At 63.7% G+C, this 17,327-nt stretch carries 16 protein-coding genes; 6 read left to right on the top strand and 10 right to left on the bottom strand.

The features are described from left to right. Positions 1-14 precede the first annotated feature (14 nt). Positions 15-1,739, top strand: coding sequence for a pilus assembly protein TadG-related protein (locus tag BV82_RS03725; protein WP_145959306.1), 1,725 nt, complete (start codon positions 15-17; stop codon positions 1,737-1,739). Here BV82_RS03725 and BV82_RS03720 read toward each other — a convergent pair. Together BV82_RS03720 and BV82_RS03715 are read right to left on the bottom strand one after the other, a co-directional pair. Next, positions 1,724-4,423 carry a PAS domain-containing sensor histidine kinase gene (locus BV82_RS03720; protein WP_036995566.1) on the bottom strand — a complete coding sequence of 900 codons (2,700 nt, stop codon included), beginning with the start codon at positions 4,421-4,423 and terminating at the stop codon, positions 1,724-1,726. The two genes, BV82_RS03725 and BV82_RS03720, sit on opposite strands and share 16 nt — an antisense overlap. Next, positions 4,420-4,863, bottom strand: a complete 444-nt coding sequence (locus BV82_RS03715) for a TadE/TadG family type IV pilus assembly protein (protein WP_010221722.1) — start codon at positions 4,861-4,863, stop codon at positions 4,420-4,422. The genes BV82_RS03720 and BV82_RS03715 overlap by 4 nt, the downstream gene beginning before the upstream one ends. A 75-nt stretch (positions 4,864-4,938) precedes the next feature. On the opposite strand from BV82_RS03715, the gene BV82_RS03710 reads away from it, so the two are divergent. Next, entirely contained in the window at positions 4,939-5,409 is a 471-nt protein-coding gene (locus tag BV82_RS03710; protein ID WP_010221721.1) for an A24 family peptidase, read from the top strand. Between the two features lie 134 nt (positions 5,410-5,543). Next, a complete protein-coding gene (locus tag BV82_RS03705) occupies positions 5,544-6,326 on the top strand; it encodes a response regulator (RefSeq protein WP_010221720.1) in 783 nt (260 codons plus the stop codon). Positions 6,327-6,413: 87 nt separating this feature from the next. On the opposite strand, the gene BV82_RS03700 is transcribed toward BV82_RS03705, so the two are convergent. From BV82_RS03700 to cpaB, 6 genes are read right to left on the bottom strand one after another with little or no spacing between them, the layout of a single operon-like run. Continuing rightward, entirely contained in the window at positions 6,414-7,301 is an 888-nt protein-coding gene (locus BV82_RS03700; protein WP_010221719.1) for a type II secretion system F family protein, read from the bottom strand. A 1-nt stretch (position 7,302) separates the two neighbouring features. Further along, positions 7,303-8,184: a type II secretion system F family protein gene (locus tag BV82_RS03695; RefSeq protein ID WP_010221717.1), complete on the bottom strand. Its 882-nt coding sequence runs from the start codon at positions 8,182-8,184 to the stop codon at positions 7,303-7,305. Then, the gene (locus tag BV82_RS03690) at positions 8,181-9,449 is read right to left on the bottom strand and encodes a TadA family conjugal transfer-associated ATPase (RefSeq protein ID WP_036995565.1); all 1,269 of its coding nucleotides are present in this window, start codon (positions 9,447-9,449) and stop codon (positions 8,181-8,183) included. The genes BV82_RS03695 and BV82_RS03690 overlap by 4 nt, the downstream gene beginning before the upstream one ends. Beyond that, positions 9,446-10,636, bottom strand: coding sequence for a CpaE/TadZ family protein (locus BV82_RS03685; protein WP_010221715.1), 1,191 nt, complete (start codon positions 10,634-10,636; stop codon positions 9,446-9,448). The genes BV82_RS03690 and BV82_RS03685 overlap by 4 nt, the downstream gene beginning before the upstream one ends. Continuing rightward, positions 10,629-10,766 (bottom strand): hypothetical protein, encoded by a 138-nt coding sequence (locus BV82_RS03680; protein ID WP_158491191.1) that lies wholly within the window; start codon positions 10,764-10,766, stop codon positions 10,629-10,631. The genes BV82_RS03685 and BV82_RS03680 overlap by 8 nt, the downstream gene beginning before the upstream one ends. A 20-nt stretch (positions 10,767-10,786) precedes the next feature. Then, positions 10,787-11,716, bottom strand: coding sequence for a Flp pilus assembly protein CpaB (gene cpaB / locus BV82_RS03675; protein WP_036995564.1), 930 nt, complete (start codon positions 11,714-11,716; stop codon positions 10,787-10,789). 316 nt (positions 11,717-12,032) lie between these two features. Here cpaB and BV82_RS03670 point away from each other — a divergent pair, with 316 nt between their 5' ends. Next, positions 12,033-12,239: a Flp family type IVb pilin gene (locus BV82_RS03670; protein ID WP_010221713.1), complete on the top strand. Its 207-nt coding sequence runs from the start codon at positions 12,033-12,035 to the stop codon at positions 12,237-12,239. Positions 12,240-12,301: 62 nt separating this feature from the next. Continuing rightward, positions 12,302-12,709 (top strand): response regulator, encoded by a 408-nt coding sequence (locus BV82_RS03665; RefSeq protein WP_010221712.1) that lies wholly within the window; start codon positions 12,302-12,304, stop codon positions 12,707-12,709. 80 nt (positions 12,710-12,789) lie between these two features. Here the strand turns inward: BV82_RS03665 and BV82_RS03660 are convergent, their stop codons facing one another. Both BV82_RS03660 and pbpC read right to left on the bottom strand, forming a co-directional pair. Beyond that, a complete protein-coding gene (locus BV82_RS03660; RefSeq protein WP_036995563.1) occupies positions 12,790-14,457 on the bottom strand; it encodes a ShlB/FhaC/HecB family hemolysin secretion/activation protein in 1,668 nt (555 codons plus the stop codon). Between the two features lie 98 nt (positions 14,458-14,555). After that, entirely contained in the window at positions 14,556-16,910 is a 2,355-nt protein-coding gene (pbpC, locus tag BV82_RS03655; protein WP_162835460.1) for a peptidoglycan glycosyltransferase PbpC, read from the bottom strand. Positions 16,911-17,014: 104 nt separating this feature from the next. Between pbpC and BV82_RS03650 the strand changes: the two genes are divergently transcribed. Continuing rightward, complete coding sequence (locus BV82_RS03650) at positions 17,015-17,308, top strand: hypothetical protein (RefSeq protein ID WP_010221709.1); 294 nt, start codon at positions 17,015-17,017, stop codon at positions 17,306-17,308. Positions 17,309-17,327 lie beyond the last annotated feature (19 nt).

The following is a 17,327-nucleotide window of genomic DNA, read 5'->3' as shown; positions in this document are numbered from 1 at the left end:
GCAAAGGAGTGCTCGTGGCTTCTCGCTTTCCAGCACGACAACGTGGCGCTATCGGTTTGATCGCAGCCCTGACCCTGGGCATGGCCCTATTGTTCGTGCTCATGGTGGTCGACACCGGCAGGTTGTTTCTGGAACAGCGCAAACTGCAGCGGGTTGCCGACATGGCGGCGCTGGAGGCTGTCAATGGCAAGGGCACGTGCCTGGCCACTGGCCCGAGCGCGCAGGCCCTGGCGACCCAGGCGGCGACCCGCAATGACCATGCCCCAGGGCCCGATCGCAGCCTGCAGGTGGAGTGCGGCAGCCTGCAGACCGGCGCCGCCAGCTTGCGGGTTTTCACTGCCGATGCAAGCAAGGCCGATGCAGTCCGGGTGACGGCCGGCATTACCCTGCAGACCAGTATTGCCGCCGGTATCCGCTCGCTGGTGGCCTCCGCCACCTTTGACCCCAGCACCCGCCTCAGCGCCCAGGCAACCGCGGCCCAGCCCGGTCCGCCGCTGGCCCGCCTGAACATCCGCAGCACCTTGTTGAACATCGACTCATCACGCTCGGCGCAGCTCAACGCACTGATGGGCACGTTGCTTGGCAGCCAGGTCAACTTGAGCCTGGCCCAATGGCAGGGCTTGTTGCAGGCTGACGTCAACCTGCTCAACTACCTCGATGCCCTGGCGATCAAGGCCCAGGTCAGCGCGGGCAACTACACCGAACTGCTGGGCAAGACCGTTAATGTCGGTGAGGCGCTGGCGGTCATGGCCACGGTGGCTGCACAGAACAACCCGCTGGTGGATGTCAGCGGCCTGACCCAGCTCAGTGTCCAGGCCCAGAATGCCGGGGGGATCGTCCTCGGCGATTTACTGGACATCCACAATGGCGGCTCAAGTGCCGGGCTGGACGCCAAACTGCAAGCCCTGCAACTGGTCCAGGGCATGGTGCAACTGGCCAACAGCGCCCATGGTGCCGAAGTCAGCCTGCCGGTCAACCTGCTGGGCCTGGCCAATATCTCGACTAGGGTCAAGATCATCGAACCGCCGCAATTTTCCGCCCTGGGCAATCCGGCCAAAGCCACGGCAAACCCCAAAGACCCCGAGCAGATCTATGTCCGCACCGCCCAGACACGCATCCTGATCAAGGTCGACCTGGGCCCGCTGCTCGGCGGGATCAACCTGGGGATCATCCAGGTGCTACCCGACCCCAGCCTTGACCTGGGCCTGGAGGTTGCCAGTGCCAGCAGCCATGTCACCGGCTACAACTGCGCCTCGGCCGCCAGCAAAAGCCTGACCGTGCACAACGAAGCCGCGGCGGTAAAAGTGCTGATCGGCACGATCGACAGCAACAACTTTTTCTCAGCGGTCAAGCCGGTCGATGCCGCCCCACTGGTGCTGCTGAGGGTGCTGGGCATCAATATCGGGCTGGGCACAAACTCACCGGTCTTCAGCCAGAGCGAAACCTTCACCTACCTCAAACCACCTGAGCTTGAACAGGACTCGGCCAACCACCTGCTCAGCTCGACAAACATCGTGGCCAGTGTCCGCAATACCCTGCAGAGCGTGGAGCTGACCCCGAAGGTCGCGCTGGTCAGCCTGTTGCTCAATACGGTTTCAGGCTTGATCGGCGGTTTGCTGGGGGCGCTGCTCGATCCAATCATCAACAACCTGCTGATGCTGCTGGGCATCGACCTGAATCAGGTGGTGATTGGTGCCAACCTCAGCTGCCACAGTGGTCGCGCTCAACTGATGATCTGAGCCCGTGGCAGCTCGATGCAGAACCGCGCGCCCAGCTCACCGTTCTCGACACTCAGGCAGCCGCCCATGGTGTCAATGATGCCGTAGCTCACCGACAGCCCGAGGCCAGTGCCGCCCCCCACCGGCTTGGTGGTGAAGAACGGCTCGAAAATGCGTTCGAGCAAACGCGGTTCGATGCCGCCGCCGTTATCCTCGACCCATAGCCGCACCTGCCGCGCATCGCACTCAAGCCCCAGGGCAATCCACGGCTGCAGGTCGCGTTGCTGCTCCCGCCGGGCCAGCAGGGCATCGCGGGCGTTGACCAGCAGGTTGATCAGCACCTGCTCCAACTGATCCTGATGACCACTGACCTGCACGTCGTGCTCAGCGGGCTGCACGCGCAGCTCCACACCCTTGCCGCGCAAGCCGTCAGCCAGCAGCGACAAGGCCCCCTCCACCGCCTGCCAGGGCGCGAACAGTTGCTGCTCGACCTCCGAACGCCGACCGAACACGCGCATGTGATCGACCACCTTCGAGGCACGCAGCACCTGGGCATCGATACGCTTGAGCTTGTCTTGCAGGTAGTCGACCTGGACATCACCGTTTTCCAGACGCTTGAGCGCGTTGACCACGGCCATGCGCATGACGTTGAGCGGCTGGTTGATCTCATGGGCAAGGCCGGTGGCCATTTCACCGAGGGTGGCCATTTTCGCGCTTTGCAGCAGTTGCTGTTGGCTGCGCCTGACTTGCGTGTTGTCGCGGCCCACCGCCTGGACTTCCTGCAGTTGGCCGTGCTCGTCGAACAAGCCGCGGTCAGACCACACCCACCAGGCATGCTCACGCCCGGGCAATTGCAGGCAGATTTCAGCACTGCTGACCGGCTGCTCCGGGGTCAACCCCGCCAGGCGCTCGACAAAGGCCTGGCGCTGCGCTGCGGACATCCACTGGCCGAGGTTCAAGCCGGCCAGTTGCGCGGCTGAACACTCCAGGTAATCGGCCAGCGGCTGGTTGCCGAACACCAGGTTAAGGTCCGGCCGGTAGCGGCAGATCATCGCTGGCGAATCCTCGACCAGCACCCGATAACGCTCCTCGCTCTGGCGCACTTTTTCCGCAGCCTCGGTCGCCTCGCTGACGTCCAGCCAGATGCCCACCACCTCCACCGGCAGGCCCAGGTCATCGCGCAGCAGGCGCGCTTCATCGAGTACCCAGTGATAGCCCCCATGATGATCACGCAGGCGATAGCGGCTGCGGCTCTGGCCTTGGCGCAGCAGCGTACGGGTACGTTCCAGCCACAGCGGCTGTTCCTCGGGGTGCAGCCACTGCGCCGGTTGCAGGGGCTCGCCGGCCAGGGGCTGCCAGCCGAGCATCGGCGCCAGGCTGGCACTGCAGAATTCGGTCAGCAACGCGCCTTCGGCGTAGCGCTGGATATAAATCACCGCCGGTGAACTGGCGATCAGGTTTTCCAGACGCGCCTGGGCTGCGCTGGCCTGCGCCTGCTGGGCCTTGATATCGCTGATGTCGAGCATGAAGCCTTGTACCCGGCGGTTGCTGCCACTGCCGTGCACCTGGCCGCACAAGCGATACCAGCGCGGCTGCGCCTGGGTATCGTGGTCCAGCAGGCGCAGGCTCAACTGCAAAGCGCAGCCCTCGCGCTGCAGGTCGCCAAAGGCCAGTTGCGTCGCTTCCCGGTCTGCAGGATGCACGCGGCTGAGCCATTGATTGACCGTCAGCGCCGCAGGCACGCCCAGGCTCTCAGCCAGCGCCGGGTCCAGGTGCAGCTGGGGATCGGCCAGGTGCCATTGCCACCAGCCGGCCCCCAGTTGCAGTTGCAGGCTGTCCAGGCGTTCGCTCTGCACTTGCAACTGATGGGCAGCCAAGCGACCGAGCAGCGGTTCGACAAAGGCCGCGGCAACCAGCAGGGCATCCTGGGCCTGCAGCACTTCTTGCGGCTCGACGCAGACCAGCCAGGCCTGATTGACCTGGCCTTGCGCAAAAGCCAACAGGTAGGTGGACAGCCCCGGCAACAAGGCCTGCAACGCAGGCTCGGTGGTGCTGCTGATCATGCTGGCGGGTAGCTGGCGATCCAGCACCGGCGCCATCTGTTCATCTCGCGGCCAGTGCCGTGCATCGCCGCTGCAGGCATAGGTCTGCCAGCCCTGATCGGTTTGCACCAGCACGCTCGCCCCCAGGGCCCGCCAGTGCCGCACCAGCCAGTTGAGCTGTTCTTCAGCCACCGCTTGCAGGCGTTCGATGCTGCAGGCACGCAGTGCGCAAGCCAGATGCGCCGTCAGGTGCTGCTGGCGCTCGGCAGCCAGCGCTTGCTGACGATGCTGCAGCAGGTCGCCGATATCGAACAGTTGCAGCAGCCAGCCGCCACGCTGGGCCAGCAACCAGCCACGGGTGTGCAGGGTGTGACCACCGGCCGCCTTGAAGTCCAGTTCCAGCGACTGGCCTTGCCAGTCGATCGGCTCACCTTCAAGCACCAGCAAGCTGTAGGGCTGCACATAGTCGTGCAGGCGCGCGCTGGGCTGGGTCGGCAGCGCCAGCACCGAACGCAGCGGGCCGGCCAGGCGCAATACCCTGGCCGATGCATCCAGCCACAGTTGCAGGCCTACCGCTGGTACCTCGGGCGCTTGCGGCAATGGCTCCTCGGCCGGCGCCGCGCGCCCACGCCAGCGCTCGAACAAGCCCGGGCCGCCACTCACAGTTGCAGGCTCGCTTCGGCCTTGAGGCTGGCGGGCAAGCGCGGGACTTCACCGATACCCGGCAGGTCCAGCACCGGCAACACCGAGGTCAGCTTGGCTTTGGCGTAGTCGATCTTCACTGTCAGCAGCTTGCCGGGGGTGAGCGTGACACTGGCATCGCTGTTGACCTGGAAGTCCAACGACGTCGGCATCCATGCCAGCTGTTCACCGAGCACACGTTTGGCCAGAGCATTGATGTCAGCGCTGTAGGTTGCACTGGCGGGGTCCAGCGCCACGCAGCGGCGCACCGCTTCGCTGCTGGCCTGGTTGAACGACTGCAGCATCAGCATGGGCAGTCCGTAGCTGAGCACCCCGTAGAAGACCGCGAAGAAGATCACGAATACCGCGACAAACTCGAGGGCTGCCGCGCCTTTTTGCCGCTTGCACAGGCTTGCTTGCATGATCGCGTCTACCCTGACAGAGACACCTGAAAGACAGCATAGAATCATTCACCACAAAGGGATGACCTTTCGCCAATGCAAAGCATTGTTCTGCTGCTGTGGCTTGCCTTGTGCTCTGAACAAGATCTGCGCGAACGCCAGATCGCCAATACCCTGACCCTCGGCGCCGCCGCCTGCGCCCTGGCCTATCTGTTCGTGACCGGGCACACCTGGATTGGCGCCGACGCCAGCGAAGGTGGCTGGGCGCTGGCCATCGTCATGCTCCTGACCCTCCCCGGCTACATGCTCGGCCGCCTGGGCGCCGGCGACGTGAAATTGCTCGGTGCCCTGGCCCTGGCCACCGATCGCATGCACCTGCTGGGTACGTTTATCGGTGCCGGTGTAGCCGTCGTTGCCTGGCTGCTGGGCCGTCGCTGGCTGTGGTCCCTGTTAAGTCAGAAGGTTAAGAACCGCCTGAAGCAACTGAACGAAGAGTCGTCAAAAAAACAGCCTTTCGCGCCGTTCCTGCTGGTCGGATTTTTACTGGCTGCGGTCTGGATCCATTAGTCGAATGCTACGTGCAAATGGATGTACCCACCTTGTACATAGCCCAAAAGTGCGACTACTTTCTAATGTGTGCCGGATGGATCCAGGCTCAGCCTGGTCGAGGGAACACAAAGGCGAACAGCAGGGAGTTGCTTGTGAACAAATCAGTCAGTGAATTAAAGGTGCTGGTGGTGGACGACCTGCCACTGATCGTCGAAGAGTTGTGCGAATTTCTCCAGAGCAGTGGCTACCATTGCGTGCCCTGCCACTCCAGTACCCAGGCTATCGAACAGTTCAGTGTCGATCAGGAGATCGCGCTGGTGCTGTGTGATCTGCACATGCCCGACTACGATGGCCTGGAACTGATGCGTGCGCTCAAGGCCATTGCCGGGCCGCAGCGGCTGTTCGAAGCGATCATGCTCACCGGCCGCGCCAACAAGCAGGACGTGATCAAGGCGCTGCGCGAAGGCTTTGCCGATTACTACCAGAAGCCGGTCGACCTCAGCGAACTGCTCGAAGGCGTGCAACGCCAGGAGGCTGCCGTGCTGGAACGACGCAGAAGCTACCAGCACCTGGGTGACCTGAACCAGAAGCTGCAGTTTTTGGCCGACTCGATCGACGACCTCTACCAGGACCTGGACAAGGCCCGCGGGCTCGGCGCCCACCGCCGCGCCACCGACGTCGACCCCGAAGTGGAACCCGACAACCTGCCGACCCTGTTCAACAAGCTGTCACCGCGCCAGCTGGATGTGGCGCGGCTGGTCAGCAAGGGCAAGACCAACTACCAGATCGCCTGCGAACTGGGCATCACCGAAAACACCGTCAAGCTCTACGTGTCCCAGGTGCTGCGCCTGACCCACATGCACAACCGCACCCAACTGGCGCTGGCGCTGTCTCCCAGCTCCTCGCCCCTTCATCAACGTGTCACGGCGCACTGAGTGCAGCGCCGGTGTCAGGTGCAGGCGGCTCACCAGGTTGACCTGCGCCTGGAGATTGTCGTCGCTGCCTTCGTGCCTTGTTCCCGCTCATGAGCCCAATGCCCTGCCCAGGGCGCTAAGGCCGGGGCCGGCCAATACGATCAGCAAGGCCGGAAACAGAAACACCATCATCACCATCGACATCTTCCCGGACATCTTCGAAATCCGTTCCTGCATGCGTGTCAGCCGACGGTCATCGAGCAGTTGCTTGAGCGCCAACAGCGACTTCATTGCGCCACCGCCCTGGCTCAGCAATTGCTGGAGAATCACGCAGGTGTCGCTGAACTCGTCGACGCTGAGCAACTGCGCGGTTTTCTCAAGCTCCGCAGCCAAGGCCATACCGGAGTCGACCCGCAGCAGAATCGCCCGCAACTCCTCACTCAACACTGGCAACAGTTGTCGCGACTCCTGACTCAGCACACGCAAGGTTTGCTCCACCGCCAGGCCCGACTCGAAGAGAATCCTCAGCAAGGGTATGAAGGTCGAAACTTCGCCGGCGATCTGTTGCTGGCGACGCACAGCGGCCCACGCCAGCAGGCGCTTGGGCAGCAGATAGCCCGCACCCATGGCGCAAAACGGCACTACCAGCCACGGTACCTGGCTATCGCGGTACAGGGTCTCCTGCAGCGCTATGCCCAACCCCAGGGCCAGGAACGGCACGCCAACCTGGCAAGCGGCAAACAGCGCCCGTTGCCGACTCCGCCGCCAGCCCATGCGGTCAAGCAGCAGACGGGTCTCGCTATCCAGATTCAGCGAACGCTGGCCCAGCCGGCTGCTGCCGATCTGTTGCAGCCAGTTGCCCAAGCGGTTCTCACTGCCAAGCTGGCCCTGCAGACGCCGAGCAACCAGGCGCTGACGACGACGCTGGTGCAGCAACTGGCCTGCCAGCAAGACAAATGCGGCGAAGAACATCAGGGCACAGAGCAACCAGGCCATTTCAGATACTCCGTAACATGCGCCACAACACCAGGCAGCCCAGCACTTGCAGGATAAAGGCGCCGAGCAGCAGGAACTGACCGTTGCCGTCCTGCCACATAGCCAGCAAATAGTTGGGGTTGCTGATCAGGAAATAGCCGGCCATCCCCACCGGCAACAGGCCCAGGACAGTCGCGGTCATGCGGGTTTCACCGGTCATGGCGCGCAGTTGACGGCTACCCTGCTCACGCTCGCGAATCAGCTTGATCAGGTTCTCCAGCAGCTCGCTGGCGTTGCCGCCGTAGCGATGATTGATACGCAAGCCCAACGCGAACAGGCGCAGCTCATCCTGCTCATACAGTTCGGCCAGGTCGCTCATGGCATCGTCCAGGCTGACGCCCATCTGCACATTGCGCCGCACCCGCTGTAGAGCGCCATGCAAAGGGTCACGCGACGCATCGATGGCGCCCAGCACGGCATCGTTCAAGGTTCGCCCGGCCTTGAGGCTGCGCACACTGTGATCGAGCAACACCGGCAACTGTTCGATCATCCGCTGCAGCCGTCGGCGATAGCGCCAGCCCAGGAACAACCAGATCAGCAACGGTGCAAGCAGCACCAGCCCGACGCCTGCTGCCCACCCCAGGATCCGGCCACACAGCAGCGCTGTCAGCAGGCCGATCACCAGCCATATCAGCAACCGGTCATTGCGCCGCTCGATACCGGCGCGCTGCAACAGGCGGTCCAGCCAGTCACGGCTACTGGGCGTCAGCGCCGAGGTCACCTGAACCTGGCCAAGACGCTGCAGGATCCGCTCCTCACCCGACTTGCGCATGCCGCTGTAGAACAAGCGCACCGATACCCCCAGCAAGGCCAGGCAGATCAAGCCAAGTACCGCAGCAATCACGGCTGCAGTTCCGAATAGTCGCGGCGCAGCTTGTCGCCGGCAGGGTTCGGTGCCTCCCGCAAGAAACCCTCGCCGTTGTGCCGATCGAGACGGAACAGGGTATTGGTGACGTACACATCATCGCGCACCCCGACTACCTCCAACACCTCGCTGACACAGCGGCGGCCATCGGCCAGGCGGGTCAATTGAATGACCACATCCAGTGCCGCACAGATCATCTGCCGCAGGGTTTTCTCGGCCACCTGGCGGCCGGTCAGGCCGACCAGGGTTTCCAGACGCAGCAAGGCGTCCTGGGCGGTGTTGGCATGTACGGTACTCATTGAGCCGTCGTGACCGGTGTTCATCGCGGTGAGCACATCGAGCACTTCGACGCCACGGATCTCGCCGAGCAGAATGCGGTCGGGGCGCATCCTCAAGGCGTTGCGGATCAACTCGCTGGCCTTGATCTCGCCATGCCCCTCAGCATTCGGCGGACGGGTTTCCAGGCGCACCACGTGAGGGTGATCGAGTTGCAGCTCGGCCACGTCTTCGATGGTCACCAGGCGCTCGCGGGGCGTAATCAACTGGCTGAGGATATTCAGCATGGTGGTCTTGCCGGTGCCGGTGCCGCCACTGACCAGGATGTTGCAGCGCCGTGCCACCGCCAACTGGATGAAGTCGAGAATGCCCTGGTCGATGGTCCGGGTGGCCAGCAGGTCGGCGCTCTTGAGCATGTCCTTGCGAAACTTGCGGATCGACAGGCACGGACCGTCCAGCGCCACCGGCGGAATGATCGCGTTGACCCGGCTGCCGTCGGGCATGCGCGCATCGACCATCGGTGACGATTCATCCAGGCGCCTGCCCAAGGGCGCGAGAATCCGTTGCATGACCCGCTCGACATGGTGGGCATCGATAAAGCGCAGATCCGTCTGCTGCAGCAGGCCAGCCCGCTCGATGAACACCCGGTACGGGCCGTTGACCAGGATTTCGGTGACGCTGGCATCGCGCAACAGCACTTCAAGCGGACCGAAGCCGGTCAGTTCGTCGACGATTTCCTCGGCCAGGCGTTCCATCTCGTAGCGCGACAGGGCCAGGTGCAATCGGGCGATATAGTCGCCGACCTGCTCCACCACGAATTGCGCCAGGGCCGGGCGCGAGCCTTCGAGCAGGTTGCGCCCGCTGTCCTCGATGGCATCGATGATGTAACGATGCAAGGCGCGCTTGAGCCCTTGCGGGTCGGCCCCCAGGTTGTGCCGCGGGCCGCCGAACAGTTCGTCACCGCTCATTTATGCCCCCATAACCGATTGAGCCAGTTGGCGCTGACCGCAGGGTTGCTCTCGGAGCGGCGCGCCAGCCGTTCACCGAGCGCTTTCAAATGTTGGGTGAGCTGCTCGCGCGGTGCCAGTTCGAACAAGGTCAGGCCCTGGTTCTTGGCATTCAGGCGCACCTCTGGGCTGTAGGGCAAAACCCGCAGAACCGGCAAGCCATAGCGCTTGCCCAGGGCTTCGGAGTCCGGTGCGACGCCGCGCAGGTAGCGGTCGACCAGCAGGCTGGCATGTTCGAGCTTCATGCCCTTCTCGCGCCATTGGGTCAGCACCTCCAGGTTGCGCCGGCAATCGAGGACATTCTGGTCGGTGTACCAGATCAGCTTGTCACAATGGCTGACGAAGGTGCGCAGGGCTTCGCTGTCAACCTGCCCGGTCAGGTTCACGACGATGTGCTGGAAATGCTGGCGCAAGGCGCTGAGCAGCATGTACAGCTCCGCCGCGCTGGTGCGTTCCAGCGGTTCGTCGGTCTCGGCGTAGGCCAGCAGGCGCAGGCCCGAGCTTTCACGCGTGAAGGCGCTGTCGATCAGGGTATTGTCGAGCCGGCGCAGGTGGCGCAGGGCATCGCCGAAATGAAACGAGGCTTCCAGGCCGAGCAACGCCAGGCTGTCACCACGAGGCACGCCAAGGTCCAGCAGCAACGTTTGCTGGCCGCTGGTTTGCACCACCCGCGCCATATGGGTGGTCAGCAAGGCGCCATCAGCGGTGCACTGGGCGCCATAGAGTACCGTCAGCCCCCCAAGGCTGGGGTTGCTGGCTACTGGCGGCAGGCGTTTGCTCAAGCGCCGCACCAACCCTGCGACTTCACTGGAGCGCGAGCCATAGGCGACAAAGTCCCGCGCCCCGGCACGCATGGCATTGAGCACCAACTGGTTGTCCATGCCATCGCCCAGGGCAACGATTGCCAGCATCGGCTTGGCTTCCAGCACCCCCTCGATCAGTGCGCACTGATTGACCACCTGCTCACGATCCAGCCCCACGAACACCAAACCGGCAAAGGTGACATCGACCAGCGCCAGCAGCTCGTCAAGGCTGCCGCTGCCGGCGCCCACCACCTGCCCCAGTGGCGCCAGCGCACCTTGCAGCCACTGCAAGTCGCCATCGTTGCGGGTGATGGCGAGGAAGGTCTGGCTCAGGCTTTCACTCATGGGGATAACCCGCTGCGACGTTCGAAGTCGCCGTTTTCGAGGGCGGTGCCAGCGCCATTGGCACCTGCGGCGCAGTGCACGGCAAGGCACAGCGCATCTGCTTGGTTACCCGCTCGGAACGACTGCTCATTGAAGGGCATCCTTGCTTGGTCAGGGGGTGGGCTGCATGGCTTGATTTCCGCGGATGATCTCTATGCCGCGCGACGGTGCGACGCTGGCCACCGGCTGGGCAGCGGGTACCAGGGCAAGCTGACTGAAGCGATAGAGTTTGCGATTGGCGCTATCGACTTCCTTGCTGCTGGCTTTGGGGTCCGCCCAATAGCGGGCCAGGCGCTTCTCTTCGGCGCTGCGTACGGCCAGGCGCAAACTGCCGGCCTGGGCGGCAAGCAGCAAGCGGCTGGCCAGTGCCTCGGGAACGGCAAGCACTACCGTGCGCGCAGCATTGGGCGGTTGCTGCGGCTGGCTCTTTTCATTCACTGGCGGCTGCGCGGGCTTGCCGTCATTGGTCAGGCCCAACTGTTCGCCGACACTGAGCAGACGCAATGCCGGCAGTACCACCTGAGCCGACGCTTGCGGGTTGCGGGTCTCTTCGCGCAGATACAGCAAGACATCGACATAGTCGCCCGGACTCAACTGCCCGGCGACGCCCACCACCTCATCCACAGCTACCGCCAGCGCGCGCTCATGGGGGTGGATCATCCGTGCCAGCGGGCCACCGGCTTCGAAGCTGCCCTGCTCCAGCCAGGTTCCAGCACTCAACGCGCGCCAACTGCTGCGCCCGAGCACTTGCTCAAGGGTCTGGAAACTGCCGGGCGGAGCCACCTGCAAGCGTTCTACTACCAGGTCGTCTGCCGTCAGCGGCACATACGCGGCAACGTCACGACGCAACACCACCACCGGCTTGCGCAGTTGGTCAGCGGCGTCTTTTGCCACTTGCTCAACGGGCGTCGGTACAGGTGCAGCGACAGGTGCGGCAAGCGGTTCACTGGGTGGGCGGCTCAGGACCAGGCCCCAGTAACCGGCCAGCAACGCACCGAGCAGAAAGAAGCCTGCGAGGATGATGGTAATGCGACTGCTCATGCCGATCCTCCTTCCCCTCAGCGTTCTTTCGGCCCTTTATGTGAAATGGCCTACAGCACTGCAGTCGGAAACAACTATTTCGCTATTTGACGGTAGCGCAGCTAAGACAAAATGCCATTACCCGTCAGATTTTTTTCCGTCGCAAAACCGGCAGCACCATAAAACAACAGCTTATTGGCGCCGGCATTGGGTTATAACTTTAGTATTAATACCTTCTTACATTTGCCGAAGTATGACCCGTTGACAATGCTGTGATGGCAAAGGGGAATCATCCAATACCCCTGCCACCTGCGCCTGCGGCGCAAGGAGAAATGCCATGCGTCTTTCCCGTGTCCTCAAAAGCTGCAAAGAATTCTTCTACCGCAAAGAGGGTGCCTCGGGCATCGAGTATGCGATTGCCGCGGCGATGGTGGCGGTGGTGCTGACAGCGTTCATCACCCCTATTTCCGGTAGTGTGTCTTCGGTCATGACCAAGGTTCAGGGGGCGATGACCAAGGCTCAAGCCACGACGCCTTCAGAGTAGGCCAGCATCACTGCTGTACCGTTTGGGTCTCTTGTTCAATCACGCTGCCATAGGACTACCTCATGCCGACCTCTTCCCCCCGTCAACAATTGCTCCTGGTGGATGACGAAGAGGACGCCTTGCTGGAGCTTGCCGAATTGCTGGAGGGTGAGGGGTTTTGCTGTCACACGGCTACCTCGGTCAAACTCGCCCTGCAACAGCTCACCCGCCACCCGGACGTGGCCCTGGTCATCACCGACCTGCGCATGCCCGAGGAAAGCGGCATTTCACTGATCAGGCGTCTGCGCGAGCACACCGCGCGTCAACACCTGCCGGTGATCGTCACCTCCGGGCATGCCGACATGGACGACGTCAGCGACTTGCTGCGTCTGCAGGTGCTGGACCTGTTCCGTAAGCCGATCTACCACAACCGCCTGCTGGAAACCCTGGACAACCTGTTCCCCAAGCCGCGGATGCAACTGGTGCAGTGAACCTTTCAGGTCTGCTGCGCAGCCCATCGCTGGCAACGCCAGCTCCCACGATAGACCTGCGTATACCTGGCGATGCACGTTCATAACTGCACACTGAAACTCAAGCTGACCCGCGGCTCGCGGTCAAAGCTGTCGAGGGCGACATCCGACAGCGGCTTGGCCAGCTCCAGCGCAAGGTTGTAGAAACGCCCGTCACCGATGCGCAGCCCCAATGCTGCTGAAGACAGGTGCGCATCACGCAGGTCCACTTCATTGAACCAGGTGCGCGCGGTATCCAGCACGGCATAAGGTTGCAGCAGCTTCAGCCAGCGGCCATCGCCGTTGAAGCTGTAGTTGACCTCATAAGCCAGGCCCCAGCCCTTGTCGCCCAGAGCCTGATCGGCGGGATAGCCGCGAGCGAAGCTTTGCCCGCCGAATACCACCCGCTCACTGTCAGGCAGGCTGTCGCCACTCCAGTACAAGGCCGCCGACACCACGCCCTGCCAGTTGCCGAACAGGCGGTCGCTCTGCAACCCGGACAGGCGCAGGCGCAAGAAATCCAGGTCGAAATCGCTGTTGGTTTTCGCCCCCAGATAATCAAGGCCCTGGTAGGCGCCACCACTGACGATCCGCAGTTGGTCTGCATTGGCCTTGCGCCACTCGCCCTCAAAGCCCAGGGCGCGCACATCGGTGCGGTTGCTCAGGCGCATGGGCGCGCCGACTGCGCGGTACAGCACATCGTCGTTGACCATGTAGAAGCGCGCGGCAACGTTGAGCGACTCGCCGGGCGCGGCGAGCAGTACCTGGCTCAAGCCGGCCGAGAAGCGGTCATTCTCGCGATGGGCCTTGAGTTGGGTGCCATCGCCGAGCAACACCTGGGCACTGGGGTTGCTGTCGTAACGCGACGCCGACAAGTGCAGCTGGCTGCCCTGGTCGTCCAGGTACTGGGCGTAATCCAGGCGAAAATAGCTTTCGTGATCTTCCCCGCGTGGCGCCAGGGTGGTGACACTGAACTGTTCGGCGAGCGCTGTCTGTGCGTTGCTGCTCACGGTGAGTAGCGCCTGGGGGTCATCGCGGGTGCCATCGGTGATGACCAGGGTTGTGCTGAACGGCCGGCGCGTGGCCTCGATGATCAGGCGGCTGGCACCATTGCTGGCATCGGCAGGCGACAACCGCGCCTGCACGCTGAAACCCGGCAGGCGACTCATCAGGGCGACATAGCGCTCGAAGGTCGTACGGGTCAGCGGGCGTTCGGCCTTGAGCCAACCCACCAGTTGCTCCACATAGGCTGCCGCCGGGCCAACCTTGCCATGCAGCTCAAGATCGTCGATGTAGCCTTCGACCAGCACCACCCGTACCCGGCCATCGGCGAAGTCCTGCTCGGGCAGATAAGCATGGGACAGCAGGTAGCCGTCCTGCTGGTAGCGCTGGGTCAGGCGCTGGGTGGCGTCGATCAGTTCGCCCAGACTGACCTCGCGGTTGACCAGGCCTTGATAGTTGTCGCGCAGGTCACTCAACGGATAGATGCTGCCGCCCTCGAAGCGCACCTTGCGCAGGAATATCCGGGTATCACGCAGTAATGGCTGGGCCAGGGTGACCGCAATGGGCACCTGCACACCCGGGTTGCTCGGCCGATAGGCATCGGCCGGCAGGTTGGGGGCGGGCAGGTTTCGTTCGATTTCGTGGCTGTCGAGAAAGCGCGGCAGGGGTTCGCTGCTGGCCACGCTCGCCCAGGACAATCCAACAATTGCGACAGCCAACGGACGCATCGGACACTCCATGATCCCGATCAGTACGCAGCCGCCAGGGCAGCGGCCTCGTCACCCCAAGCGTAGGTGCTGGCCCCGGCATCGTCTAATGCGCGTTGTCACTCGTTGACCTGGAACTCGACCCGGGCGGTTTCGCCGCTTTCATCCAGGGCGCTCAACTCGAAGCGCCCGGCCTGGTCGAAGCTCGCCGTAAGGTTTTCCTGGCCGCTGGTTTCGCCCAGCGGCGCACCGTTGAGAAACCACCAGTGCCGACCGTTACCGCCAAGGGCCGAGACCTTGAAACGCAACGGCTCGCTGCTGGTGGCCGGACGGCGTAACTGATCGCCCTGACGCACACCGACGATCGACAACGGCGGCGCGCTGGGCGGCACCTGCGGCGGGCAACCCGGATCGACCTTGGGCAAGCGCGCCTCGCGGCGTTCCACCCGTGGCAGCCAGGGTTCCAGTGGCGACGGCCATAGGGCGATGTCCCGCGCCTGGGCGCCGGGGCACGTGGCATCGACGCGCAAGCCCTGGGTGTTGACCCAGACGGTCTCGCGCAGGCCGACGCTCAACGGTTGGTCCTGGGCCAGCAAGGTCGGCGGCGTGGTGCCGTCCAGGGTCCAGGCGAAGCGCTGGCGACGGCAGTTCGGGTCCTGGCGGGCCATGGGTTGCCCCAGCGGCCAGCAGATTGCCGCAACCCCGACATTGGCCGGCACCGCCGTCACGGGAGTGGCGATACCGCGCTGGCTGTCGCGGTTGCTCAGCACGTCATGCACCTGCAGCATCAACGGCGCCGCCGAGGCCAGGCCGAACTGCCCCGGCACTGGCGTACCATCCGGGCGGCCGATCCAGATGCCGATCAGGTAGCGCGGCCCCACGCCAATCGACCAGGCATCACGAAAGCCATAGCTGGTACCGGTCTTCCAGGCCAACTGCGGACGCTGCACCAGTTCGGCGTGAGGGTCGCGATCCGGGCGCGCCTGGCCGCTGAGAATACGCCGGATGATCCAGGCGCTGCCCGGCGACAGCAGGCGCCGCTCAAGCAACGGCTCATCCGGCTGCAAGCGGATCGGCGCGCTCAAGCCATCTCGGGCAAACGCCGCATAACCACCCACCAGGTCCTCCAGGCGGCTACCGGCGCCGCCGAGAATCAGCGACAGGTTCGGCTCGGCCAACGGCGGCAGGATCAGCGGCACGCCACCACTGCGCATCTGCGCGGCGAAGCGCTTCGGCCCGTAGGCTTCAAGCAGTTGCACCGCCGGCAGGTTCAATGACAATGCCAGGGCGGAACTGGCCGCCACCGGCCCGCTGAAACCCATGGAGAAGTTGCCCGGACGATAATCGCCGTAGCGCCGCGGCACATCCTGCAGCAAGGATTCGGAATGGATCAGGCCATCGTCCATGGCCATGCCGTAAAGAAACGGCTTGAGGGTCGAGCCGGGTGAGCGCAGGGCGCTGATCATGTCGACGTGGCCAAAACGGCGCTCGTCATTGAGATCAATCGAACCCAGGTAAGCGCGTACCGCCATGTTCTGCGCCTCGACCACCAGGATCGCCGCCGAGGTACGCTCCGGCAGCCGCGCACGCCAGCCCAGCAACAGGTCTTCCAGGCGCCGTTGCAAGGAGGCATCGAGGGTGGTGCGAATCAACGGCGGGCTGAGCGGACGATTGAGTCGGCGCGCCAGCAGCGGCGCCAGCGCCGGCTCCTGACGCGGTGCCAGCAACAGTGGCTCTTCTGCTGCCTCGGCAACCCGCTGCTGCGGCCATACCTGGTACTCGGCCAGGCGTTGCAGGACCTTGTCGCGCGCCGCCTGGGCACGCTCGGGGTGGCGATCCGGGCGCAGACGGCTTGGTGCCTGGGGCAGCACCGCGAGCAGCGCCGCCTCCGACGGCGTCAGGTGCATCGGCGACTTGCCAAGGTACGCCCAACTGGCTGCGGCGACGCCCTGCAAGGTGCCGCCGAACGGCGCGCGGTTGAGGTAGATTTCAAGGATCTGCGCCTTCGACAGGTGCCACTCCAGCTGTGCCGTGCGCCACAACTGACGCAGCTTGCCGGGCAGCGTGCGCGAATGTGGGTCGAGCAGACGCGCCACTTGCATCGACAGCGTACTGCCGCCAGACAACACCCGGCCACCGCGCAGGTTCTGCCAGGCCGCCCGCGCCAGCGCCAGCGGATTGACCCCGGGGTGATGGTAGAACCAGCGGTCTTCGTAAGTCAGCAATGCCTCCAGGTAATAGGGCGAAATCTGTTCGGCGCTGACCGGATAGCGCCATACACCCTCGGCATCGGCGAAGCGCCACAGCGGCGTGCCGTCTTCGGCCAGCACTACCCGGGCCAGATCATCCGCCGGCATCGGCAACGGCCAGAGGCGGTCGGCGAGCCCTAGCAAGGCAACAAGCAGCAACAGGATACCGAGCAGCAAGCCCAGCGGTTTTCTGATGGCGCCGCGCAGGCAAGTTAAGATGTGCATCAAGTCCTCCTGGCGTAACAGCTACGCAGGGAACCGACCCGGCCAAGGCACGGCCAAAGGCTTGGCAACGGCGCATTCGCCGAATTGATCATCAGGAAGCAACTATGCATGTAGAAGGTTTTTTCGAGTGGCTCGGCCAGGCACTGGGGGCAGTGATCCGTTTTATCGTCGACGGCCTGAGCGGGTTGTTCAACTTGCTGGCCAACGCCGGTAGCAATTTCATCGAGGGCCTGTCACGCACCCTGGGCATGGACACTTCGCTGGTCAGCATCCTCGCCCTGATCATCGGCCTGATGCTGCTGTACTCGGCGATCCGCGCGTTCATGCGCGCTTCGATCATACTCGGCATCATCTGGCTGGTGCTGGGTTTGTGGGTGCTGAGCTGGATCATTCACTGAGCAATTAGAGCATGTGGGA

The organism is Pseudomonas donghuensis (genome assembly GCF_000696345.2).
Lineage (GTDB): Bacteria > Pseudomonadota > Gammaproteobacteria > Pseudomonadales > Pseudomonadaceae > Aquipseudomonas > Aquipseudomonas donghuensis.
Note: the sequence above shows the minus strand (reverse complement) of the source record. Positions and strands in the feature narration are given on the sequence as shown.